30 protein-coding genes and 1 pseudogene are annotated in these 20,355 nt (G+C 63.3%); all 31 read left to right on the top strand.

The annotated features are described in order from the left end of the window. The first annotated feature begins 4 nt into the window (after positions 1-4). The 31 genes and pseudogenes from U1700_RS00545 to rplO all read left to right on the top strand — a co-directional run bounded on the left by U1700_RS00545 (position 5) and on the right by rplO (position 20,276). Positions 5-1,441 (top strand): hypothetical protein, encoded by a 1,437-nt coding sequence (locus U1700_RS00545; protein WP_332749240.1) that lies wholly within the window; start codon positions 5-7, stop codon positions 1,439-1,441. Between the two features lie 44 nt (positions 1,442-1,485). Next, complete coding sequence (locus U1700_RS00540) at positions 1,486-2,775, top strand: Xaa-Pro dipeptidase (RefSeq protein ID WP_332749238.1); 1,290 nt, start codon at positions 1,486-1,488, stop codon at positions 2,773-2,775. Then, positions 2,772-3,713, top strand: a complete 942-nt coding sequence (locus U1700_RS00535) for a cation diffusion facilitator family transporter (RefSeq protein WP_332749236.1) — start codon at positions 2,772-2,774, stop codon at positions 3,711-3,713. The genes U1700_RS00540 and U1700_RS00535 overlap by 4 nt, the downstream gene beginning before the upstream one ends. Before the next feature lie 58 nt (positions 3,714-3,771). Beyond that, positions 3,772-4,350: a DUF4142 domain-containing protein gene (locus U1700_RS00530; protein ID WP_332749234.1), complete on the top strand. Its 579-nt coding sequence runs from the start codon at positions 3,772-3,774 to the stop codon at positions 4,348-4,350. Positions 4,351-4,427: 77 nt separating this feature from the next. Further along, positions 4,428-4,829, top strand: coding sequence for a cupin domain-containing protein (locus tag U1700_RS00525; RefSeq protein WP_332749232.1), 402 nt, complete (start codon positions 4,428-4,430; stop codon positions 4,827-4,829). Further along, positions 4,750-5,541 carry a PH domain-containing protein gene (locus U1700_RS00520; RefSeq protein ID WP_332749230.1) on the top strand — a complete coding sequence of 264 codons (792 nt, stop codon included), beginning with the start codon at positions 4,750-4,752 and terminating at the stop codon, positions 5,539-5,541. The genes U1700_RS00525 and U1700_RS00520 overlap by 80 nt, the downstream gene beginning before the upstream one ends. A gap of 241 nt (positions 5,542-5,782) precedes the next feature. Continuing rightward, a complete protein-coding gene (rpsL, locus tag U1700_RS00515) occupies positions 5,783-6,154 on the top strand; it encodes a 30S ribosomal protein S12 (protein ID WP_235068262.1) in 372 nt (123 codons plus the stop codon). 59 nt (positions 6,155-6,213) lie between these two features. Further along, entirely contained in the window at positions 6,214-6,684 is a 471-nt protein-coding gene (gene rpsG / locus U1700_RS00510) for a 30S ribosomal protein S7 (protein ID WP_332749225.1), read from the top strand. A 63-nt stretch (positions 6,685-6,747) separates the two neighbouring features. Then, positions 6,748-8,844 carry an elongation factor G gene (gene fusA / locus U1700_RS00505; protein ID WP_332749223.1) on the top strand — a complete coding sequence of 699 codons (2,097 nt, stop codon included), beginning with the start codon at positions 6,748-6,750 and terminating at the stop codon, positions 8,842-8,844. A gap of 72 nt (positions 8,845-8,916) precedes the next feature. Further along, positions 8,917-10,107, top strand: coding sequence for an elongation factor Tu (gene tuf / locus U1700_RS00500; protein ID WP_332749221.1), 1,191 nt, complete (start codon positions 8,917-8,919; stop codon positions 10,105-10,107). A gap of 159 nt (positions 10,108-10,266) precedes the next feature. Continuing rightward, a complete protein-coding gene (rpsJ, locus tag U1700_RS00495; protein WP_332751059.1) occupies positions 10,267-10,578 on the top strand; it encodes a 30S ribosomal protein S10 in 312 nt (103 codons plus the stop codon). A 208-nt stretch (positions 10,579-10,786) separates the two neighbouring features. Beyond that, positions 10,787-11,656, top strand: a complete 870-nt coding sequence (gene rplC, locus U1700_RS00490) for a 50S ribosomal protein L3 (RefSeq protein ID WP_332749219.1) — start codon at positions 10,787-10,789, stop codon at positions 11,654-11,656. Between the two features lie 3 nt (positions 11,657-11,659). Beyond that, positions 11,660-12,289: a 50S ribosomal protein L4 gene (rplD, locus tag U1700_RS00485; RefSeq protein WP_332749217.1), complete on the top strand. Its 630-nt coding sequence runs from the start codon at positions 11,660-11,662 to the stop codon at positions 12,287-12,289. Further along, positions 12,282-12,599, top strand: a complete 318-nt coding sequence (locus U1700_RS00480) for a 50S ribosomal protein L23 (RefSeq protein WP_332749215.1) — start codon at positions 12,282-12,284, stop codon at positions 12,597-12,599. The genes rplD and U1700_RS00480 overlap by 8 nt, the downstream gene beginning before the upstream one ends. A 4-nt stretch (positions 12,600-12,603) precedes the next feature. Next, positions 12,604-13,443 carry a 50S ribosomal protein L2 gene (gene rplB, locus U1700_RS00475; protein WP_332749213.1) on the top strand — a complete coding sequence of 280 codons (840 nt, stop codon included), beginning with the start codon at positions 12,604-12,606 and terminating at the stop codon, positions 13,441-13,443. Beyond that, positions 13,443-13,718: a 30S ribosomal protein S19 gene (gene rpsS, locus U1700_RS00470; RefSeq protein ID WP_332749211.1), complete on the top strand. Its 276-nt coding sequence runs from the start codon at positions 13,443-13,445 to the stop codon at positions 13,716-13,718. The genes rplB and rpsS overlap by 1 nt, the downstream gene beginning before the upstream one ends. Next, complete coding sequence (rplV, locus tag U1700_RS00465) at positions 13,718-14,095, top strand: 50S ribosomal protein L22 (RefSeq protein WP_332749209.1); 378 nt, start codon at positions 13,718-13,720, stop codon at positions 14,093-14,095. Before rpsS ends, rplV begins: the two co-directional genes overlap by 1 nt. After that, the gene (gene rpsC, locus U1700_RS00460) at positions 14,095-14,802 is read left to right on the top strand and encodes a 30S ribosomal protein S3 (protein ID WP_332749207.1); all 708 of its coding nucleotides are present in this window, start codon (positions 14,095-14,097) and stop codon (positions 14,800-14,802) included. The genes rplV and rpsC overlap by 1 nt, the downstream gene beginning before the upstream one ends. A gap of 12 nt (positions 14,803-14,814) precedes the next feature. Continuing rightward, positions 14,815-15,249, top strand: a complete 435-nt coding sequence (rplP, locus tag U1700_RS00455; protein ID WP_332749204.1) for a 50S ribosomal protein L16 — start codon at positions 14,815-14,817, stop codon at positions 15,247-15,249. Next, the gene (rpmC, locus tag U1700_RS00450; RefSeq protein WP_332749202.1) at positions 15,249-15,455 is read left to right on the top strand and encodes a 50S ribosomal protein L29; all 207 of its coding nucleotides are present in this window, start codon (positions 15,249-15,251) and stop codon (positions 15,453-15,455) included. The genes rplP and rpmC overlap by 1 nt, the downstream gene beginning before the upstream one ends. A gap of 11 nt (positions 15,456-15,466) precedes the next feature. Beyond that, positions 15,467-15,706: pseudogene (gene rpsQ / locus U1700_RS00445) on the top strand (30S ribosomal protein S17); the annotation flags it as partial. Positions 15,707-15,820: 114 nt separating this feature from the next. Further along, positions 15,821-16,189: a 50S ribosomal protein L14 gene (gene rplN / locus U1700_RS00440; RefSeq protein ID WP_332749200.1), complete on the top strand. Its 369-nt coding sequence runs from the start codon at positions 15,821-15,823 to the stop codon at positions 16,187-16,189. Next, on the top strand, positions 16,189-16,506 hold the full coding sequence (gene rplX / locus U1700_RS00435) for a 50S ribosomal protein L24 (RefSeq protein WP_332749198.1): 318 nt from the start codon (positions 16,189-16,191) through the stop codon (positions 16,504-16,506). The genes rplN and rplX overlap by 1 nt, the downstream gene beginning before the upstream one ends. Continuing rightward, positions 16,499-17,095 (top strand): 50S ribosomal protein L5, encoded by a 597-nt coding sequence (gene rplE / locus U1700_RS00430; protein WP_332749196.1) that lies wholly within the window; start codon positions 16,499-16,501, stop codon positions 17,093-17,095. The genes rplX and rplE overlap by 8 nt, the downstream gene beginning before the upstream one ends. A 20-nt stretch (positions 17,096-17,115) precedes the next feature. Beyond that, complete coding sequence (gene rpsN, locus U1700_RS00425; protein ID WP_332749194.1) at positions 17,116-17,421, top strand: 30S ribosomal protein S14; 306 nt, start codon at positions 17,116-17,118, stop codon at positions 17,419-17,421. A 9-nt stretch (positions 17,422-17,430) separates the two neighbouring features. After that, the gene (gene rpsH, locus U1700_RS00420) at positions 17,431-17,826 is read left to right on the top strand and encodes a 30S ribosomal protein S8 (RefSeq protein WP_332749192.1); all 396 of its coding nucleotides are present in this window, start codon (positions 17,431-17,433) and stop codon (positions 17,824-17,826) included. Between the two features lies 1 nt (position 17,827). Then, a complete protein-coding gene (gene rplF, locus U1700_RS00415) occupies positions 17,828-18,364 on the top strand; it encodes a 50S ribosomal protein L6 (protein ID WP_332749191.1) in 537 nt (178 codons plus the stop codon). A gap of 3 nt (positions 18,365-18,367) precedes the next feature. After that, positions 18,368-18,721, top strand: coding sequence for a 50S ribosomal protein L18 (gene rplR, locus U1700_RS00410; protein ID WP_332749190.1), 354 nt, complete (start codon positions 18,368-18,370; stop codon positions 18,719-18,721). Next, the gene (gene rpsE / locus U1700_RS00405; RefSeq protein ID WP_332749189.1) at positions 18,722-19,465 is read left to right on the top strand and encodes a 30S ribosomal protein S5; all 744 of its coding nucleotides are present in this window, start codon (positions 18,722-18,724) and stop codon (positions 19,463-19,465) included. Positions 19,466-19,468: 3 nt separating this feature from the next. Then, positions 19,469-19,651 carry a 50S ribosomal protein L30 gene (rpmD, locus tag U1700_RS00400; protein ID WP_332749187.1) on the top strand — a complete coding sequence of 61 codons (183 nt, stop codon included), beginning with the start codon at positions 19,469-19,471 and terminating at the stop codon, positions 19,649-19,651. A 61-nt stretch (positions 19,652-19,712) separates the two neighbouring features. Then, on the top strand, positions 19,713-20,276 hold the full coding sequence (gene rplO / locus U1700_RS00395) for a 50S ribosomal protein L15 (RefSeq protein WP_332749185.1): 564 nt from the start codon (positions 19,713-19,715) through the stop codon (positions 20,274-20,276). The last annotated feature ends 79 nt before the right edge of the window (positions 20,277-20,355 follow it).

The raw sequence follows: 20,355 nt of genomic DNA, 5'->3' as shown, positions 1-20,355 counted from the left end.
ACGAGTGGCGGGCGGGGGGCCGGGGGTCCGCCTGGCGCTTGCCGGTGCGGCATTGCTGCTCGCCATCCTGTCGCTCAAGACACTATGGCCGGGCTATGCGCTCTACGATACGGTCGGCCAGTTTCGCCAAGCTTTGAGCGGCGACTATGATGACTGGCACCCGCCGATCATGGCGCGGGTATGGACGCTGCTCCACGGCCAGTTCGGCGGTACCGGCGGGCCGATGCTCGCGCTCCAGCTTGGCCTTTACTGGCTCGGTTTCGGGCTCGTCGCCGAAGCGCTTGCCGCGACCCGTCGCTGGCACAGCGCGATCGCCGTCCTCCTGCTCGCCGCCTCGCCCTTGCTCCTCGGCTGGCAGGGGGCGATCCTCAAGGATGCGCAGATGCTCGGCGCGCTGTTGGCAGGGTTCGGCATCGTTGCCGCCTTCCGCCTTCGTGACCGCCGTATCCCCCTGCTCGCCATCCTCATCGTTGCAATCCTGTTCGGCTATGCGCTGCTGGTCCGCGCCAATGCCTTGTTCGCGGTCGTCCCGCTGATCGTCTTCCTCGCGCCGCGCCCGGCCGGTTTCATCTCCAAGCTCCTCCTCATCGTGCCCCTCAGCCTGGTCGCCATCGCCGCCGAGCCGTGGATCAATCATCATTGGCTCCACGCCCGCTCGACCGGGGTCGAAAAGACCCAGCCGCTCTACGACCTCGCCGCGATCGGCATTGCCAACCCGGTCGGCAGCCCCTTTACCTCCGCTGAGCTTGCGACCTTCCGCAACAAGGGCTGCGTCAAAGCCTATTTCTGGGATCCATTGGGCGACGAGATCGCCTGCGGACGTCAGGTTTCGCGGCTCCAAGGGGGAACCGAGGCAGGCCAACTTTATCGCCTCTGGATGGCGCAAATAATCGCGCACCCGAAATCCTATTTTCGCCACCGTCTGGGCCACTGGAATTCGACGACCCGCTGGCTCATTCCGCCCGGCCGGATTGGCGCCGAACCCCCGGCGAATTCGGAGCTCAACGACCTCGGCTTGGCCGAACCCAACTCGTTGATTGCAAAGCAGATCCAGCACGCTGGAGCGATTGAGTCGGGCACCCCCCTGGGCTGGCCAATCCTGTGGCTCGCGATCGCCCTCCTGACTGCTCCGCTGGCCTGGTCCCGGCGCAACGATCCGGCAGCCGGTTTCACCGTGTCCCTGTGTCTCTCCTCGATCGGTCTGGAAGCGAGCTTTTTCGTCGTTAGCATCGCCTCCGATCTACGCTATCACCTGTGGTCGATGACGGCCTCGGCGCTCGCCCTCATTCTCATCGCCGATGGAACCCCGGTGAAGCGGGGCAGGGTGGTCCTCGCGGCGCTGATCCTGGCCGCGATCATCGCCGCCGGCGCATATTCCCGCCACACCCTGCCGATCGCTCCAGCCACTTATCGCGCAATGATCGACAGCAGGACTGGCTAGGTTCGATTAACTTGCTATCGCTGCGCCCAACACAGGGAGTCATTATGCGCCGTCTCGCCTTCGCCATCCTCCTCTCCGTCACCTCCCTCTCGGCGCCGGTCGTCGCCAGCGCGTCAAGCGTCATCACCGCCGAACGCTACCTCGACGTCGCGACCGGCAAATATGTCGATCATCCGGCAATCTTCGTCGGTGACGACGGCCGCATCACCGGGGTCAGCGACGCGCGCCTCGTAAAATGGGGATCGAACATCCGCCATATCGACCTTGCCGGACAGACGCTGCTCCCCGGCCTGATCGACATGCACGTGCATTTGACCAGCCTTGCCGAGATCGGAGGCTATCGCGGCCTCCAGTACACCGACAATTTCTGGACCGCGGTTGGCGTCGCCAATGCCAAAAAGACTCTCGACGCGGGCTTCACCACGGTCCGCAACGTCGGCTCGGCCAATTTCGACGACGTCGCACTCAAACAGGCGATCGACGGCAAGTGGGTCGAGGGACCGCGCATCGTCCCCGCCGCCTACGCGATCGGCGCGACCGGTGGCCACTGCGACGACAACTCACTCCCGCCGAGCCTCGACAAGAAAGGACCAAGCGTTGTTGACAGCCCGGCCGACGCCCGCGCCAAGGTCCGCTGGCTCCACAAATATGGCGCCGAAGTCATCAAGATTTGCGCGACCGGCGGTGTCTTCAGCCTTGGCGACAGCGTCGGCGGGCAGCAACTCAGCCTCGAGGAAATGAAAGCCATCGCGGACGAGGCGCACATGCTCCACATGAAGGTCGCTGCTCACGCCCATGGCGACGAGGGTATCCATGATGCGATCCTGGCGGGAATCGACACGATCGAGCACGCCAGCTTGGCCTCCGATGCCACGATCCAGCTCGCCAAGCTGCACAAGACCTGGTTCGACATGGACATCTACAATGACGATTATATCCTCGCGACGGGCACCTCGAACGGTACCGAGCAGGAGAGCCTCGACAAGGAGAAGATGATCGGGCTGAAGCAGCGCCAGACCTTCCAGCGCGCGGTGCGGGCAGGGGTGCCAATGTTGTTCGGGACCGACGCAGGCATTTATCCCCACGGCCAGAACGGGCGTCAGTTCGCCAAGATGGTCGAGTGGGGGATGACCCCGCTTCAAGCGATCCGTGCAGCGACGTCGAGCGCCGCCGAGGCGCTTGGCCAGACCGCCGACGTCGGTGCGATCGCGGTCGGTCATTTTGGCGACATGGTCGCGATAACCGGGGACCCGCTGCAGAATGTTCGCCTGCTCGAAGCCCCCGCTGCCGTCGTCAAGGGCGGCAAGCTTGTCGAGCGCTCTACCCCGCAATGAGCGCTGGCGGCAATAACCGGACGCTGTGGATCGCGCTCGCTGCGAACCTCGGCATCGCCGTTTCGAAATTCGTTGCGGCCGCTTTCACCGGCTCATCGGCAATGCTGACCGAGGGCGTCCACAGCCTGGTCGACAGCGCCAACCAGCTTCTGTTGCTGTGGGGCCGCAAGGCGTCGCGTCGCGTGGCCGACAAGAGCCACCCGTTCGGCTATGGCCGCGAGCTCTATTTCTGGAGTTTCGTCGTTGCGGTCATGGTGTTCGCGCTCGGCGCGGTCGTGTCGATCTACGAAGGCATTGCCCACATCAGCCATCCCGAAGCGGCGGTGTCGCCGATCATCGCCTACATCGTCCTGTTCATCGCCTTCCTGCTCGAAGGCGGATCGACTTTTTCGGCTTTCAAGGAATTCCGCGAGGCAAAAGGCCAGCTTGGCTGGTTCGAAGCAGTCAAGCGATCGAAGGACCCGCCGACCTTCATCGTCCTGCTCGAAAATGGCGCGGCGATGTTCGGGATCATCATCGCCGCAGTCGGACTTGCCGTCAGCCAGCTCACCGGCGACCCGCGCTTCGACGGCGCTGCGTCGATCATCATCGGCGCAATCCTCGGCTTCACCGCGTGGGTGCTTGCGGTCGAATCGAAGCAATTGCTGATCGGCGAAAGCGCCGGTCGCGAGACGATCGACGGGCTTCGCTCGATCGCGGTTGGCCGCCCCGGTATCACCGGGGTCGGCGAAGTCCTGACCGTCCACAGCTCCCCCGACCAGATCACGGCAATGATGTCGGTCGATTTCGACGACGGCATCTCGGCGCGTGAAGTCGAGCAGATTGTCGCCGCGATCGAGGAGGAGGCGCGCCGCGAATGGCCGCTGGTCAGGCGCCTGTACGTCCGCCCGCAGCAAGGCGCGGGGGCGGCAGGAGGTAGCCAAGTTCTGACAATCTGAGGAACGTCAGCCAGTATGCGAGCGTTGCGTCGGAGATAATCCGGGAAAGGATATTTCCATGCGTTCAACCATCTTAATCACCGCCGTCGCCCTGGGCCTCGCGCTTACAGCGTGCGGCAAGAAGAATGACGAAGCTGTCAACACTACGACGACCGAGATCAACGCGACCTCGATGAGCAATGAAAGCAGCATGGGCGCTGCCGCTGCCGCGCTTCCGGCGCAGCAATTTGCCGACGCCATCGTCGGATCGGACATGTTCGAGATCCAGAGCGGCAAGCTGGCCGAAACGATGGGCAGCACGCCCGCCGTCAAGGATTTCGGCAAGATGCTCGTCACCGACCACACCAAGTCGAGCACGATGTTCAAGGACGCAGCGAAAAAGACCAGCCCGGTTGTCTCGCTGCCGATGATCCTGTCCGCCGACCTCAAGTCGAAGATCGATGCGCTAAAGGCAGCCAAGGGTGCCGACTTCGACAAGCTGTTCGTCAGCCAGCAGACCGAGGGCCATCAAAAGGCGCTTGACGCACTGAAGGCCTATTCGACGGGCGGCGACCAGGCCTCGTTCAAGGAATTTGCCACGACCGCGACCGCGGTGGTGCAGGGCCACCTCACCAAGCTTGAAGCGATGCCCAGATAGCCGAGTCCGAATAAGGCTTTTCCGCCGCAACTTCCTGCCCGTTCACCTGTTGATCGGGCAGGAAAGCGGAGAGTGTGATGAAGGGCTATTGCGAGAATATCGAGGCCGCGACCCTCGACAATGATGACTTTCGCCGCGTGCTCTACACCGGTCACAATCTTCAGCTCGTTCTGATGACGCTTCAGCCCGGCGAGGAAATCGGGGCCGAAGTCCATGATGACCGCGATCAGTTCTTCCGCATCGAGGAAGGCGAGGGAATGGTCGATATCGACGGCGTCGCCAACGCCGTCAGCGACGATTTTGCGGTAATTGTTCCCGCCGGCGCGCGCCACAACGTCCGCAACACCGGCAACCGGCCGCTTCGCCTCTACACCATTTACGCCCCGCCCGAGCATCTCGATGGCATCATCCAGGCGACCAAAGCCGAGGCCGATGCGCGCCATGCCGACGAGGAATGGGACGGCAAGACCACCGAGTAAGCTCTTAACCCGGCTGCAACCCGCCTTGCGCTATCCCTTCCCTTACTGCGCAGGAAGGGGCGAAATGGCGACCATCTACTATCGTCCGGGGCGGCTCGCGCTGTGGGCATTCCTGTGGCTCGCGATGGGCAGCTGGCAACTTTGGGGCAGCGATAGCGAAGGGTCGATAATGTCTACCGTCGTAGGTGCCTTCCTCCTGTGCCTCGGCTCTTTCGCCGCGTGGACCGCGTTTGACACGAGGCCAGCGATCGTCGCCGATAGCGCTGGGATGACCGTGCGCACCCTGTTCGCCCATCGAACCGTTCGCTGGAACGAGGTCCTGCTCATCACAATCGAAAATCTCCGGATGCAGAGCGGGGCGATGCTGCCGCTCGGCAAACGTCGCTTCCTGTCGATCATGATCGCTGGCGGCGCCATTGGGAGCAAGCGGATGCGGCTGGTTGGCTCGTGGCTGGTGCTTCCTCCGCAAGGCCTGGACCGCGTTCTCGATGACCTGCTCGCGCTTCGCGCGGCCGCCGGGCAAGAGCAGCATGCGATGGAGGCGCGTGGTGTCGGCCGGACAGACTTTGACGCCGACGCGGCGATTGCCCGCTATCTCGAAACCAAACGGTCCGCGCCGGCCGCCGCCGATCCGCCTTCACCCGATGAAGCTACCCCCCGACCGACCTACCAGCGTCCCGCGCGCCCGACATTCGGCCGCCGTGTCGCTTGAGTGAGCGCGATCCCCCGTTGACCCTGTGACCCTCGCTCGCTAAGGGCACCGCTGTCCGCGAGAAATGCGATTCTTCGCTTCCTCATGCGGGCAAGAGCTGAACATTGCTCGACGTTGCGATGGCCGGGTGGCCGCCTTGATCCAAGGTGGGGCCGCCCGAGGCATCGCGTATCCGCGTTGGGTAATAGTAACCGCCGGCGGCCATTGGGGCTTTGTCCGGCATAGAAAGGTGAAGGGCTTCATGCCAACGATCAACCAGCTGATCCGCAAGGGTCGCGAACCGCAGAAGGCCAAGTCGAAGGTCCCTGCGATGGAGCAGAATCCGCAGAAGCGCGGCGTTTGCACCCGCGTCTACACGACGACTCCGAAGAAGCCGAACTCGGCGCTGCGCAAGGTGGCCAAGGTCCGCCTGACCAATAGCCGCGAAGTGATCAGCTACATTCCGGGCGAAGGCCATAACCTCCAGGAGCATAGCGTCGTGCTGATCCGTGGCGGTCGTGTCCGCGATCTTCCGGGCGTTCGCTATCACGTGCTGCGCGGCGTGCTCGACACCCAGGGTGTCAAGGATCGTCGCCAGTCGCGTTCGAAGTACGGCGCCAAGCGTCCGAAGTAAGGTTGATTGCTGGCCGCGCCGCAGTTTGCAGGCGCGCCGCTCGCTAAAAGGAAGTTGCCATGTCCCGTCGTCGCCGCCCAGAAAAGCGCGAAATCCTGCCCGATCCCCGCTTCGGTGATCAAATCCTGTCCAAGTTCATGAATTCGATCATGCTCGACGGCAAGAAGTCGGTTGCCGAGAACATCGTTTACGGTGCGCTTGAGACCGTCGAGACGCGCATGAAGCGTGAGCCGATCGGCGTGTTCCATGACGCGCTCAACAATGTGAAGCCCGGCATCGAAGTGCGCAGCCGCCGCGTTGGTGGCGCCACCTACCAGGTCCCAGTCGACGTCCGCGTCGAGCGTGCCCAGGCGCTGGCGATCCGCTGGTTGATCACTGCAGCGCGCGCCCGGTCGGAAAAGACCATGGCCGCTCGCCTGTCGGGCGAATTGATGGATGCCGCAGCCAACCGTGGCAACGCCGTGAAAAAGCGCGAAGACACGCACCGCATGGCCGAAGCCAACCGCGCTTTCAGCCACTACCGCTGGTAGTTTTCGCACCTATATATCGGGAGGCCGGCAGCGTCGGCCCCCCATATCTCTAAGGAAACCGACATGGCCCGCAGCCATCCGCTCGACCGTTATCGCAACATTGGCATCATGGCGCACATCGACGCCGGTAAGACGACGACGACCGAGCGTATCCTCTACTACACCGGCAAATCCTACAAGATCGGCGAAGTGCATGAAGGCACCGCGACGATGGACTGGATGGAGCAGGAGCAGGAGCGCGGGATCACAATCACGTCGGCTGCCACGACCTGTTTCTGGTCGGCCGAGGACGGCAAGGGCCCCGAGCACCGCATCAACATCATCGACACCCCGGGCCACGTCGACTTCACGATCGAAGTCGAGCGTTCGCTGCGCGTGCTCGATGGTGCGGTCGCCTGTTTCGACGGCGTTGCCGGCGTCGAGCCGCAGTCGGAGACGGTGTGGCGTCAGGCCGAGAAGTATCACGTGCCCCGCATGTGCTTCATCAACAAGCTTGATCGCACCGGCGCCAATTTCCAGATGTGCGTGGACATGATCAAGGACCGCCTCGGCGCGCGTCCCGCTGTCCTCTATCTCCCGATCGGTATCGAGGGCGGTTTCAAGGGCCTCGTCGACTTGGTCGAGAATCGCGCGATCATCTGGCTTGAGGAAAGCTTGGGCGCCAAGTTCGAATATCAGGCGATCCCTGACGATCTGGTCGACGCCGCCGCTGCCGCTCGCATGGAGCTCATCGAGATGGCGGTCGAGCAAGACGACGACATCATGGAAGCCTATCTCGGCGGCGACGAACCTGACGTGAAGACGCTCAAGGCGCTAATCCGCAAGGGCACACTCAACTTCTCGTTCGTGCCTGTGCTGTGCGGTTCGGCGTTCAAGAACAAGGGTGTCCAGCCCCTGCTCGACGGCGTCGTCGATTATCTCCCGTCGCCGCTCGACATTCCGGCGGTCGAAGGCCTCAAGATGGACGGCGTCACGACCGACACCCGGGCCCCGGCGGATGACGCGCCCTTCTCGGCACTGGCGTTCAAGATCATGAATGATCCCTTTGTGGGTACGCTGACCTTCGCGCGCATCTATTCGGGTACGCTCGAAACCGCGTCGCAGGTCATGAACTCGGTCAAGGACAAGAAGGAAAAGGTTGGCCGCATGCTGCTGATGCATGCCAACGACCGTGAGGACATCCAGATCGCTTATGCTGGTGATATCGTTGCGCTGGCGGGTCTCAAGGACACCACCACCGGCGAAACGCTGTGCGCGATCAACGCCCCGATCATTCTCGAGCGGATGGAGTTTCCGGACCCCGTCATCGAGGTGGCCGTGGAGCCCAAGACAAAGGCCGACCAGGAAAAGATGGGCATCGCGCTCAATCGCCTGGCGCGCGAGGACCCTTCGTTCCGTGTCACCACAGACCATGAATCGGGCCAGACCATCATCAAGGGAATGGGCGAGCTCCATCTCGAGATCCTCGTCGACAGGATGAAGCGCGAGTTCAAGGTCGAGGCCAATGTCGGCGCTCCCCAGGTCGCCTATCGCGAGTATCTCGCGAAGCCGGTCGAGCTGACCTACACCCACAAGAAGCAGTCGGGTGGTTCGGGCCAGTTCGCCGAAATTCGCATCAATGTCGTCCCCGGCGAGCGCGGTTCGGGCTTTGTCTTCAAGGACATCGTCAAGGGTGGCAACGTGCCGAAGGAATTCATTCCCTCGGTCGAGAAGGGCATGCGCGAAACCGCCGAGACGGGATCGCTGATCGGCTTCCCGATCATCGATTTCGCGGTCGAGCTGACCGACGGCAAATATCATGACGTCGACTCGTCGGCGCTGGCGTTCGAGATCTGCGCGCGTGGCGCGATGCGTGAGGCCGCACAAAAGGCCGGCATCAAGCTGCTCGAGCCGATCATGAAGGTCGAAGTCGTCACCCCCGAGGATTATCTCGGCGACGTCATCGGCGATCTCAACAGCCGCCGCGGCCAGATCCAGGGCACCGACACGCGCGGCAATGCTCAGGCGATCGAGGCGATTGTCCCGCTCGCCAACATGTTCGGCTACGTCAACCAGCTGCGTTCGTTCACGCAGGGGCGGGCGCAATATTCGATGCAGTTCAGCCACTATGACGAAGTCCCGGCAAATGTCGCGGACGAGGTCAAGGCGAAGCTGGCGTAACCTAAAATTAGAGGCTATGGGCGCGCTCGCACTTGGGCGGCGGCCCGATTTTCAAACGGTGAAGAGGTTATCATGGGTAAGGCGAAATTCGAGCGGAACAAGCCGCATTGCAACATCGGCACCATTGGTCACGTCGACCATGGCAAGACCTCGCTGACCGCGGCGATCACCAAGGTGCTCGCCGAAACCGGCGGCGCGACCTACACTTCGTACGCCAACATCGACAAGGCGCCCGAAGAGCGCGAGCGCGGCATCACCATCTCGACCGCGCACGTCGAGTATGAGACCGCCGCGCGCCACTATGCGCACGTCGATTGCCCGGGCCACGCCGATTATGTGAAGAACATGATCACCGGCGCTGCGCAGATGGACGGCGCGATCCTCGTCGTGTCGGCCGCCGATGGCCCGATGCCGCAGACCAAGGAGCACATCCTGCTCGCCAAGCAGGTCGGCGTTCCCACGATGGTCGTCTTCCTCAACAAGGTCGACCAGGTCGATGACGCCGAGCTGATCGAGCTCGTCGAGATGGAAATCCGCGAGGAGCTTTCCAAGCGCGACTTCGACGGCGACAATATTCCGATCATCGCGGGTTCGGCGCTGGCCGCTCTCGAGGACAAGAATCCGGAGATCGGCCACGACGCCATCCTCAAGCTGATGGAAGCCGTCGACAGCTGGATCCCGCAGCCCGAGCGTCCGCTCGACAAGCCGTTCCTGATGCCGATCGAGGACGTGTTCTCGATCTCGGGTCGCGGTACGGTCGTCACCGGCCGCATCGAGACCGGCATCGTCAAGGTTGGCGAGGAAGTCGAGATCGTCGGGATCAAGGACACCAAGAAGACCGTCGTCACGGGCGTCGAGATGTTCCGCAAGCTGCTCGATCAGGGCCAGGCTGGCGACAACGTCGGCGCGCTGATCCGCGGCGTTGGTCGTGAGGAGGTCGAGCGCGGGCAGGTTCTCTGCAAGCCGGGTTCGATCAAGCCGCACACCGATTTCTCGGCCGAAGTCTATGTCCTCTCGAAGGACGAGGGTGGCCGTCACACGCCGTTCTTTGCCAACTATCGTCCGCAGTTCTACTTCCGCACGACCGACGTGACGGGCGAAGTGGTTCTTCCGGAAGGCACCGAGATGGTCATGCCGGGCGACAACGTCACGCTGGGCGTCAAGCTCATCGCGCCGATCGCCATGGACCAAGGCCTGCGCTTCGCGATCCGCGAAGGCGGTCGCACCGTCGGCGCCGGGGTTGTCGGTTCGATCTCGAAGTAGTAATGGACAGGCCGCGCGGTCCCGGAAGGGAGTCGCGCGGCTCGTTTTTGTTTGAGTGATTGCGGCACTGGCCGGCTGGCCCGTTGCCGCATTTGCTTGTTTGTGATGGCCCGATCCGCTTGGCGGTGACGGTCTGGCTCTTTCGCATCGGTAGTGGACATGGAAACGCAGAATATCCGGATTCGCCTTAAAGCCTTCGATCACCGCGTGCTCGATCAGGCCACCGGGGAAATCGCCGACACCGCTCGGCGCACCGGAGCCTCGATCCGCGGTCCCATTCCGCTGCCGACGCGCATCGAGAAGTTCACCGTCAATCGCTCGCCGCACGTCGACAAGAAGTCGCGCGAGCAGTTCGAGGTGCGCACCTACAAGCGTCTGCTCGACATTGTTCAGCCGACCCCGCAGACTGTCGACGCTTTGATGAAGCTTGACCTCGCAGCAGGGGTGGACGTCGAGATCAAGCTGGCCTAAGGGCTAGCGCGCAGCGGTCGAATCGCATCAGCGAATCCCGTCGCGCACTTACTAAGGGATACCGCGGGCGCCTGTTTTAGGCACCCGGTCACGCGTCCCCCGTCTCCTGCCACTCTGGCGGGAATGGCCCAGGCGGGGCTCGTATCGTTTCATGGGGTCGAAACCACGCCCGCGGATTTAATTCCGTGGGCCTCTGAGGAGTATGGTCATGCGCACTGGCGTGATCGCGAAGAAAATGGGGATGACCCGCCTGTTCCAGGCGGATGGTCGGCACGTGCCGGTAACCGTCCTTCACCTGGACCAGGTCCAGGTTGTTGGCCGTCGCGAGATGGATCGTGATGGCTATACTGCCGTTCAGCTCGGCGCGGGTTCGGCGAAAGCCAAGAACGTCGCCAAGCCGCAGCGCGGTCACTTCGGCAAGGCCGAAGTCGAGCCCAAGGCCAAGGTTGCCGAGTTCCGCGTGTCGGAAGACGCGCTGCTTGACCTGGGTGCCACTCTGTCCGCCGATCACTTCGTTGCCGGCCAGATGGTCGACATTCAGGGCGTCACGCAGGGCAAGGGCTTTCAGGGCGGCATGAAGCGTTGGGGCTTCGGCGGTCTTCGCGCCACCCACGGCGTCTCGGTCTCGCATCGCTCATTGGGTTCGACCGGTCAGCGCCAGGATCCGGGCAAGGTCTTCAAGAACAAGAAGATGGCCGGTCACATGGGCGCCAAGAACCGCACTCAGCAAAACCTCGAAATTGTCCGCACTGATGCCGTTCGCGGCCTCCTGTTCGTCAAGGGCTCGGTGCCCGGATCGAAGGGCGGCTGGCTTGAAGTGCACGACGCGGTGAAGATCGCGCGCCCCGACGCGGCGCCCTATCCCGCCGGTCTCGTCGAGAACGCCAAGGAAATCGAGACCGAGATGGCTCCGGCCGCCTTCGTCGAGGACGCCGCGGTTCACGAGATCCCAGCGCTCCCCAGCGATGCGGAAGTGGCAGCGATTGCCGCCGAGCAGGAAGCTGGCGGCGCGCTCGACAACGACACCTCGGACGCGGCCGGCGACACGCCTGCCTCGGACGAGAACAAGGAAGCCTAAGCCATGAAGGTCAACGTTCAGACCCTCGCGGGCGATGCAAAGGCCGGTGACGTCACGCTCGACGACGCCGTGTTCGGTGTCGAGCCGCGCGCCGACATCCTCCACCGCGTGGTGACGTGGCAGCTGTCGAACCGTCGCGGCATGGCCCGCGCCGCTCGTGAGCGCAGCGACGTCAATCGCACTGGCAAGAAGTTCGGCAAGCAGAAGGGCGGCGGTACCGCTCGTCATGGCGATCGTCGTGCTCCCATCTTCATCGGCGGCGGCAAGGCCCACGGCCCGCGCGCCCGCCTGTTCACGCTTGGCCTTAACAAGAAGGTCCGTGCGCTGGGCTTGAAGATGGCGCTGTCGTCGAAGGTCGCTGGGGGCAATCTCATCGTCCTCGACAATCTCGACGTCGCCGAGGGCAAGACCAAGCTGCTCCACGAGCAGCTCGGCAAGCTCGGTTCGGGCAAGACCACGCTGTTCATCGATGGCGAAGCGCTCAACGTCGGCTTTGCCCGCGCGTCGGGCAATCTTGGCCACGTCAATCTGCTCCCCGCCGCCGGTGCCAATGTCTATGACATCATGCGTCACGAGACGCTGGTCCTGACGCGCGCTGCGGTCGAGAAACTGGAGGCCCGGTTCAATGGCTAAAAAGCCTTCCAACACGGCGATCGACAATCGCCATTACGACGTCGTTCTGGCGCCGCACATCACCGAGAAATCGACGATGCTGTCGGAGTTTGACGCGGTCGTGTTCAAGGTCGCGAACGACGCGACCAAGCCCGAGATCAAGGCCGCCGTCGAGGCGATCTGGAACGTCAAGGTGACCAACGTCAACACGATGGTGACCAAGGGCAAGACCAAGAAGTGGAAGGGCCAGGCCTACACGCGTTCGGACGCCAAGAAGGCGATCGTGACGCTGGCCGAGGGCCAGTCGATCGACATCACGAGCGGGATCTGACGCGATGGCATTGAAAGCATATAAGCCGACCTCGCCGTCGCGTCGCGGGCTCATCCTCGTCGACAAGTCGTCGCTGTGGAAGGGCAAGCCGGTCAAGTCGCTTACCGAAGGTAAGTCGAAGACCGGTGGCCGCAACAACAAGGGCAAGATGACCTCGCGCGGGATCGGCGGCGGTCACAAGCAGCGTTATCGCATCATCGATTTCAAGCGTCGTACGTGGGACGTCCCGGCTACCGTCGAGCGGCTCGAGTATGATCCCAACCGCTCGGCATTCATCGCGCTCGTCACCTATGACGGCGAAGGTGGCGGCCAGTCCTACATCATCGCGCCGCAGCGTCTTGCCCCCGGTGACAAGGTCATCGCTGGCAAGAAGGTCGACGTGAAGCCCGGCAATGCGATGGAAGTCGGCCAGATGCCGGTCGGCACCATCGTCCACAATGTCGAGCTGAAGCCCGGCAAGGGTGGCCAGATCGCTCGAGCGGCAGGGACTTATGTCCAGGTCGTCGGCCGCGACAAGGGCATGGTCATTGTCCGCCTCAACTCGGGCGAGCAGCGTTATGTCCGCTCGGACTGCATGGCGACGGTTGGCGCGGTTTCGAACCCCGACAATTCGAACCAGACCCTTGCCAAGGCCGGCCGCACGCGTTGGCTGGGCAAGCGTCCGCTGACCCGCGGCGTCGCCAAGAACCCGGTCGACCATCCGCACGGCGGTGGTGAAGGCCGGACCTCGGGCGGCCGTCATCCGGTTACCCCGTGGGGCAAGCCGACAAAGGGTGCTCGCACTCGTCACAACAAGTCGACCGACAAGATGATCATCCGGTCGCGCCACGCGAGGAAGAAATAATGGCTCGCTCCATTTGGAAAGGCCCGTTCGTCGAGCTTTCGCTCTTGAAAAAGGCGGAAGCGGCGCAGGAAGCCACCAAGCGTTCGCCGATCAAGACCTGGTCGCGTCGCTCGACGATCCTGCCGCAGTTCGTCGGCCTGGTGTTCAATGTCTACAACGGCCGCAAGTTCGTGCCGGTATCGGTCAACGAGGACATGGTCGGCATGAAGCTTGGCGAATTTGCGCCAACGCGCTTCTTCCCGGGCCACGCTGCTGACAAGAAGGGCAAGCGCTGATGTCAAAGTCGGTCACTCCTCGCCGGGTCGGCGACAAGGAAGCCCTCGCGGTCGGTAACACGATCCGTGGCTCGGCGCGCAAGCTCAACCTGGTTGCGGGCCTGATCCGCGGGCGCAAGGTCGAGCAGGCGCTCAACATCCTCAAGTTCAGCCCCAAGGGCATGGCCGAGGACGTCTACAAGGTGCTCGCTTCGGCGGTCGCCAATGCTGAGAACAACCATAACCTCGACGTCGACTCGCTGGTCGTGGCCGAGGCATCGGTCGGCAAGTCCATTTCGATGAAGCGTTTCGCCACCCGCGCCCGCGGCCGGTCGAGCCGCATCGTCAAGCCATTCAGCCGTATTCGCGTCGTCGTCCGCGAGCAGGAAGAAGCATAATGGGTAACAAGAGCTCCGCGATCGGGCTTCGGCTTCAGATCAACCGTACCTGGGACAGCCGCTGGTTTGCGGAAGGCCAGGATTATGGTCGTCTGCTGCTCGAAGATCTCAAGATCCGCCAGTATATCATGAAGGCTTTGCCGCAGGCCGCGATCTCCAAGGTCGTGATCGAGCGTCCGGCCAAGCTGTGCCGCGTGTCGATCTATGCCGCCCGCCCGGGTGTCATCATCGGCAAGAAGGGCAGCGACATCGAGAAGCTGAAGGCGACGATCGGCAAGATGACCGCTTCGTCGGTCAGCCTCAACATCGTCGAGATCCGCAAGCCCGAAGTCGATGCCCGCCTTGTCGCTCAGGGCATCGCCGACCAGCTCGAGCGTCGTATCGCCTTCCGCCGCGCCATGAAGCGTGCAGTCCAGTCGGCCATGCGCCTTGGTGCCGAGGGCATCCGCATCAACTGCGGTGGCCGTCTCGGTGGCGCCGAGATCGCGCGTTCGGAATGGTATCGCGAAGGTCGCGTTCCGCTTCACACGCTGCGCGGCAACGTCGATTTCGCCGAAGCGCAGGCACATACCGCTTACGGTGTGTGCGGTGTCAAGGTGTGGGTCTTCAAGGGCGAGATCTTGGGTCACGACCCGCTTGCTCAGGAACGACTGATGATGGAATCGCAGACGTCGGGCGTTCGCCCGTCGCGCGATGACCGTCGCTAAGGATAGACAGTCATGTTGCAGCCAAAGCGCACCAAATTCCGCAAGGCCTTCAAGGGCCGCATCCATGGCAATGCCAAGGGTGGGACCGAGCTCAACTTCGGCTCGTTCGGCCTGAAGGCGATGGAGCCCGAGCGGATCACCGCACGCCAGATCGAGGCGGCTCGCCGCGCGATCACGCGTCACATTCGCCGCCAGGGCCGCTTGTGGATCCGGATTTTCCCGGATCTGCCGGTCTCGTCGAAGCCCGCCGAAGTCCGCATGGGCTCGGGCAAGGGTTCGCCTGAGTTCTGGGTTGCCCGGGTCAAGCCTGGCCGCATCCTGTTCGAGCTCGATGGTGTCCCCGGGCATCTCGCCAAGGTGGCGTTCGAGCGCGCGGCCGAGAAGCTGCCGATCCGCGTCAAGGTTGTTGCCCGGCTTGGCGAAAGCCTGGCCGAGGAGGAAAAGTGATGGCCGCGATCGACGATCTCAAGGTTGCCAGCGACGACCAGCTGTCGACCCAGCTCGGCGAGCTGAAGCGCGAGCAGTTCAACCTGCGCTTCCAGTCGGCGACCAACCAGCTCGAAAAGCCGAGCCGGGTGCGCGAAGTTCGCCGCACCATCGCCCGTATCAAGACGCTCCAGACCCAGCGCACCAGCGCTGGTTCCAAGGCGTAAGGAGTCTATAGATGCCCAAGCGCGTCCTCACCGGCACCGTGGTGTCCGACAAGGGTGACAAGACCATCGTGGTCCGCGTCGAACGTCGGGTTAAGCACCCGCTGTACGGCAAGATCATTCGTCTTTCCAAAAAGTACCATGCTCATGACGCCGACAACGCGTTTCATGAGGGTGAGCAGGTTCGCATCGAAGAGTGCGCGCCCGTGTCCAAGCTCAAGACCTGGACCGTGATCGAGCGCGTTGGCGCGGCCGGCACGCTCATCACCGATACCGCGTCTGACGTCGAAGCGACCAAGACCATCAAGGCCCGCGGCAAGGCAGCGAAAGCTGCCGAAGCCACGGCCGCTTAACGGAAGGCATCCCCCATGATCCAGATGCAATCCAACCTCGAGGTCGCTGACAACAGCGGTGCCAAGCGCGTCATGTGCATCAAGGTGCTCGGCGGGTCCAAGCGCCGCGTGGCCGGCGTCGGCGACATCATCGTCGTGTCGGTCAAGGAAGCTGCCCCCCGGGGTCGCGTCAAGAAGGGCGACGTCCATCGCGCCGTCATCGTTCGCACGGCGAAGGACATTCGCCGCGCCGACGGTTCGGTCATCCGCTTCGACACCAATGCTGCGGTGCTGGTCAACAAGAACGAGGAGCCGATCGGCACTCGCATCTTTGGCCCGGTCGTCCGCGAGCTGCGCGCCAAGAAGCATATGAAAATCATCAGCCTTGCGCCGGAGGTGCTCTAATGTCGGCCGCAAAGATCCGTAAGGGCGACAAGGTCGTCGTCCTGTCGGGCAAGGACAAGGGCAAGACGGGTGAAGTCACCCAGTCGCTGCCCAAGCTGATGAAAGTGGTCGTGTCCGGCGTGAACATCGCCGTGCGCCACAAGAAGGCGAGCCAGGCCGACCCGCAGGGTGGGCTCGAGCGCCGCGAAGCTCCGATGCATGTCTCGAAGGTCGCCATCGCGACCGCCGACGGCAAGCCGAGCCGCGTCCGCTTCGAGACCGTCGACGGCAAGAAGGTCCGCGTCGCCACCAAGACCGGGGAGAAGATCGATGGCTGAAGCCAAAGTTGGCGACGGCGCGTACACGCCGCGTCTTCGCAAGGATTATGACGAGCGCATCGCCAAGGCGATGAGCGAGAAGTTCGGCTACAAGAACAAGCTGGAAATCCCGCGTCTCGACAAGATCGTGATCAACATGGGTGTTGGTGAAGCGACCCAGGACAAGAAGCGCGTCGATGCCGCTGCAGCAGAAATGCAGGCGATCGCCGGTCAGAAGCCGGTGATCACCAAGGCCAAGACCTCGATCGCCCAGTTCAAGCTGCGCGAAGGCATGCCGATCGGCTGCAAGGTCACGCTTCGCCGCGAGCGGATGTACGAGTTCCTTGACCGCCTGATCACGGTCGCGCTCCCGCGCGTTCGCGATTTCCGCGGGCTGAACCCCAAGTCGTTCGACGGTCGCGGCAATTACGCGATGGGTCTCAAGGAGCAGATCGTGTTCCCCGAGATCGCCTATGACTCGATCGACAAGGTCCGGGGCATGGACGTCATCATCACCACGACCGCCCGGACGGACGACGAAGCGCGCGAACTGCTGCGCCTCTTCAACTTCCCGTTCCCGGTGGACGAACCCGAACAGAAAGCCGCGTGAGCGGTAGGAGAACTTAAGTCATGGCGAAACTGAGTTCCGTGAACAAGAATGAGCGTCGCAAGAAGCTCGTTCTGCAATATGCGGCAAAATTCGAGAAACTGAGGGCGATCGCGAATGACGCGAAGGCTGACGACACCGATCGCCTGATGGCGCGGTTGAAGATGGCCGAATTGCCACGCAATGCGAATCCGACACGGATCCGCAACCGTTGCGAGCTGACCGGACGGTCGCGCGCATATTATCGCAAGTTCCGCCTGTCGCGGATCATGCTCCGGGAAATGGGCAACAAGGGCCTGATTCCCGGTCTCACCAAGTCGAGCTGGTAAGGGCTGAACATGCCGATGACCGATCCGCTGGGTGACATGCTCACCCGCATCCGCAATGGCCAGCAGGCGCGCAAGGATTCCATCCTGACGCCGGCATCCAAGCTGCGTAGCAACGTCCTCGACGTGCTCCAGCGTGAAGGCTATATTCGCGGCTATTCCGAAGAAGCCGTCGCGGGCCAGAAGGGCCTGCGCATCGAGCTGAAATATTTCGAGGGCCAGCCCGCGATCCAGCATCTCGCGCGGGTCTCGAAGCCTGGCCGTCGGGTCTATTCGGGAAGCGCAGAACTGCCGCGTATCCGCAACGGACTCGGCATGACCATCGTCTCGACGCCGCGTGGCGTGCTTTCGGATGCCGAAGCGCGCGACCAGAACGTCGGCGGCGAAGTCCTCGCGGAGGTGTTCTAAAATGTCCCGTATTGGCAAGAAGCCCGTCGCCATGCCTGCCGGCGTGACGGCCACCACCGAGGGCAAGACTCTCACCGTCAAGGGGCCCAAGGGCAGCCTGACGATGCCGCTGATGGACGACCTCGTCGCTTATGCGATCGAGGACGGCCAGATCAGCGTCACGCCGCTCGCCCAAGCCCAGCGCAACCGCGCCGCCTGGGGGATGCAGCGCACCAACGTGCAGAACCTCGTCACCGGCGTGACCGAGGGTTTCACCAAGGTGCTCGAGATCACGGGCGTCGGCTATCGTGCCAACGCCCAGGGCAAGACGCTCAAGCTGCAGCTCGGCTACAGCCACGACGTCAACTATGCGATCCCCGACGGCATCGACGTGAAGACCCCCGATACGACCACGGTCGAAATCACCGGGATCGATCGTCAGCAGGTCGGCCAGGTTGCCGCCGAAATCCGTCGCTGGCGCAAGCCCGAGCCTTACAAGGGCAAGGGCATCAAGTATCGCGGCGAGTTCATCTTCCGCAAAGAAGGCAAGAAGAAGTAAGCCATGGCCAAAATGTCTCTCTTCGACCGCCGCCGCCGCCGCGTGCGTTCCGCGCTCAAGGCGCGCGCCTCGGGCAAGCCGCGCCTGTCGGTTCACCGTTCGGGCCGCCATATCTATGCGCAGGTCATCGACGACGCTGCCGGCAAGACGCTGGCGTCGGCCTCGAGCCTCGACAAGGATCTGCGCGGGACGACCGGTGCGACCCGCGACAGCGCGTCGACCGTCGGCAAGACGCTGGCCGAGCGTGCCAAGGAGGCCGGCGTCAGCCGTGTCGTCTTCGATCGCGGTGGCTTCCTGTTTCACGGCCGGGTGAAAGCCCTCGCCGATGCCGCCCGTGAAGGTGGATTGGAGTTCTAAATGGCTGACGAGAACGAAACCCCGCAGGTTGCTGCTCCTGAAGCAGCTGCTCCCGATGCGCCCCCGGCCGATACCCGCGCTCCGCGTGGCGGCCGTGGCCGTGGTGGTCCCGGCGGCGCTGGTGGCCGCGACAATCGTGGTGGCGGTGCCAATCGTGGCGGTCGTCGTGACGACAAGCGCGGTGGAAACCGTGGCGGTGATGACGGCGGCGAAGAGCTGATCGAGAAGCTGGTCCACATCAATCGCGTTTCCAAGACCGTTAAGGGCGGCAAGCGCTTCGGCTTCGCCGCACTGGTTGTCGTTGGCGACGGCAAGGGCCGCTCGGGCTTCGGCCACGGCAAGGCGCGCGAAGTGCCCGAGGCGATCTCCAAGGCGACTGCTGCGGCGAAGAAGGCGATGATCCGCGTTCCGCTGCGCGATGGCCGCACGCTTCACCATGACGGCAACGGCCACTTCGGTGCCGGCAAGGTCACCGTTCGCTCGGCACCGTCGGGCACCGGGATCATCGCCGGGGGCCCGATGCGCGCCGTGTTCGAAAGCCTCGGCGTCCACGACGTGGTCACCAAGTCGGTCGGCACGTCCAACCCCTACAATATGATCCGCGCGACCTTCGAAGCGCTCAAGGAGCAGACGAGCCCGCGCTCGGTTGCCCAGCGTCGCGGCAAGAAGGTCTCAGACCTGCTTGGTCGCGGTGGCCTTGGTGCTGCCGAAGCCGAGGCTCAGGCCGAAGCGATTACGGAGTAACCCATGCCCACGATCACCTACACCCAGATCGGCTCGCCGATCCGCCGCGACAAGACCCAGCGCGCCACGCTGGTCGGCCTCGGCCTGAACAAGATGCATCGCACGGTGACGGTCGAAGCGACCCCTAGCGTGATGGGTCAAGTGCGTAAGGTCGCCCATTTGCTCAGGATCGAGCAAGAGGGCTGAACTAATACTCTCCCGTCGGGAGAGGGAATTCCAGCGCGACTAAAGCGAAAGCGAGTGCATCATGACTTTCAAACTGAACGAAATCCGCGACAATCCCGGTGCCCGCAAGAGCCGCGTTCGCGTCGGTCGCGGGATCGGTTCGGGCCTCGGCAAGACCGCCGGGCGCGGCCAGAAGGGCCAGAAGAGCCGTTCGGGCGTCTCGATCAAGGGCTTTGAAGGCGGCCAGATGCCGCTCCACATGCGGCTGCCGAAGCGCGGCTTCAACAATATCTTTGCCAAGGATTTCGCCGAAGTGAACCTCGGCATGATCCAGAAGCTGATCGACGCCGGAACGCTTGATGCCAAGGCCGTGATCGACCACGCCGCGTTGAAGGCCGTCGGCCTCGCCCGCGGTGGCAAGGATGGCGTCCGCCTGCTCGGCAAGGGTGACTTCACCGCCAAGCTCAGCTTCAAGGTTGCCGGCGTGTCCAAGGGCGCGCGCGATCTCGTCGAAAAGGCCGGTGGATCGATCGAAGTGATCGAAGCCAAGATCAAGTCCGAACTCGCCGCCGCCAAGAAGGGCAAGGCCCGTCTCGAGCGGATCGCGAACAAGGACGCCAAGAAGGCCGCGGCGGCCAAGGCGTAACTTTACACCCGGGGGGCTTAGACAAGCGCCCCGGCTCGCCTATATGGGCGGCGGGGGCGCAACGTTCCGCGCCGCCCTT

Origin of the sequence: Sphingomonas sp. RB1R13 (assembly GCF_036663775.1) — a bacterium.
Taxonomy (GTDB): domain Bacteria; phylum Pseudomonadota; class Alphaproteobacteria; order Sphingomonadales; family Sphingomonadaceae; genus Sphingomicrobium.
This window is presented reverse-complemented; position numbering and strand designations above follow the sequence as displayed.

What these genes read in the sequence shown, in the direction of transcription:
- U1700_RS00540 (WP_332749238.1), top strand. Translation starts at nt 1,486, where the DNA reads ATGCGCCGTCTCGCCTTCGCCATCCTCCTCTCCGTCACCTCCCTCTCG.
- U1700_RS00535 (WP_332749236.1), top strand. Translation starts at nt 2,772, where the DNA reads ATGAGCGCTGGCGGCAATAACCGGACGCTGTGGATCGCGCTCGCTGCG.
- U1700_RS00530 (WP_332749234.1), top strand. Translation starts at nt 3,772, where the DNA reads ATGCGTTCAACCATCTTAATCACCGCCGTCGCCCTGGGCCTCGCGCTT.
- U1700_RS00525 (WP_332749232.1), top strand. Translation starts at nt 4,428, where the DNA reads ATGAAGGGCTATTGCGAGAATATCGAGGCCGCGACCCTCGACAATGAT.
- U1700_RS00520 (WP_332749230.1), top strand. Translation starts at nt 4,750, where the DNA reads ATGGCATCATCCAGGCGACCAAAGCCGAGGCCGATGCGCGCCATGCCG.
- rpsL (WP_235068262.1), top strand. Translation starts at nt 5,783, where the DNA reads ATGCCAACGATCAACCAGCTGATCCGCAAGGGTCGCGAACCGCAGAAG.
- rpsG (WP_332749225.1), top strand. Translation starts at nt 6,214, where the DNA reads ATGTCCCGTCGTCGCCGCCCAGAAAAGCGCGAAATCCTGCCCGATCCC.
- fusA (WP_332749223.1), top strand. Translation starts at nt 6,748, where the DNA reads ATGGCCCGCAGCCATCCGCTCGACCGTTATCGCAACATTGGCATCATG.
- tuf (WP_332749221.1), top strand. Translation starts at nt 8,917, where the DNA reads ATGGGTAAGGCGAAATTCGAGCGGAACAAGCCGCATTGCAACATCGGC.
- rpsJ (WP_332751059.1), top strand. Translation starts at nt 10,267, where the DNA reads ATGGAAACGCAGAATATCCGGATTCGCCTTAAAGCCTTCGATCACCGC.
- rplC (WP_332749219.1), top strand. Translation starts at nt 10,787, where the DNA reads ATGCGCACTGGCGTGATCGCGAAGAAAATGGGGATGACCCGCCTGTTC.
- rplD (WP_332749217.1), top strand. Translation starts at nt 11,660, where the DNA reads ATGAAGGTCAACGTTCAGACCCTCGCGGGCGATGCAAAGGCCGGTGAC.
- U1700_RS00480 (WP_332749215.1), top strand. Translation starts at nt 12,282, where the DNA reads ATGGCTAAAAAGCCTTCCAACACGGCGATCGACAATCGCCATTACGAC.
- rplB (WP_332749213.1), top strand. Translation starts at nt 12,604, where the DNA reads ATGGCATTGAAAGCATATAAGCCGACCTCGCCGTCGCGTCGCGGGCTC.
- rpsS (WP_332749211.1), top strand. Translation starts at nt 13,443, where the DNA reads ATGGCTCGCTCCATTTGGAAAGGCCCGTTCGTCGAGCTTTCGCTCTTG.
- rplV (WP_332749209.1), top strand. Translation starts at nt 13,718, where the DNA reads ATGTCAAAGTCGGTCACTCCTCGCCGGGTCGGCGACAAGGAAGCCCTC.
- rpsC (WP_332749207.1), top strand. Translation starts at nt 14,095, where the DNA reads ATGGGTAACAAGAGCTCCGCGATCGGGCTTCGGCTTCAGATCAACCGT.
- rplP (WP_332749204.1), top strand. Translation starts at nt 14,815, where the DNA reads ATGTTGCAGCCAAAGCGCACCAAATTCCGCAAGGCCTTCAAGGGCCGC.
- rpmC (WP_332749202.1), top strand. Translation starts at nt 15,249, where the DNA reads ATGGCCGCGATCGACGATCTCAAGGTTGCCAGCGACGACCAGCTGTCG.
- rplN (WP_332749200.1), top strand. Translation starts at nt 15,821, where the DNA reads ATGATCCAGATGCAATCCAACCTCGAGGTCGCTGACAACAGCGGTGCC.
- rplX (WP_332749198.1), top strand. Translation starts at nt 16,189, where the DNA reads ATGTCGGCCGCAAAGATCCGTAAGGGCGACAAGGTCGTCGTCCTGTCG.
- rplE (WP_332749196.1), top strand. Translation starts at nt 16,499, where the DNA reads ATGGCTGAAGCCAAAGTTGGCGACGGCGCGTACACGCCGCGTCTTCGC.
- rpsN (WP_332749194.1), top strand. Translation starts at nt 17,116, where the DNA reads ATGGCGAAACTGAGTTCCGTGAACAAGAATGAGCGTCGCAAGAAGCTC.
- rpsH (WP_332749192.1), top strand. Translation starts at nt 17,431, where the DNA reads ATGCCGATGACCGATCCGCTGGGTGACATGCTCACCCGCATCCGCAAT.
- rplF (WP_332749191.1), top strand. Translation starts at nt 17,828, where the DNA reads ATGTCCCGTATTGGCAAGAAGCCCGTCGCCATGCCTGCCGGCGTGACG.
- rplR (WP_332749190.1), top strand. Translation starts at nt 18,368, where the DNA reads ATGGCCAAAATGTCTCTCTTCGACCGCCGCCGCCGCCGCGTGCGTTCC.
- rpsE (WP_332749189.1), top strand. Translation starts at nt 18,722, where the DNA reads ATGGCTGACGAGAACGAAACCCCGCAGGTTGCTGCTCCTGAAGCAGCT.
- rpmD (WP_332749187.1), top strand. Translation starts at nt 19,469, where the DNA reads ATGCCCACGATCACCTACACCCAGATCGGCTCGCCGATCCGCCGCGAC.
- rplO (WP_332749185.1), top strand. Translation starts at nt 19,713, where the DNA reads ATGACTTTCAAACTGAACGAAATCCGCGACAATCCCGGTGCCCGCAAG.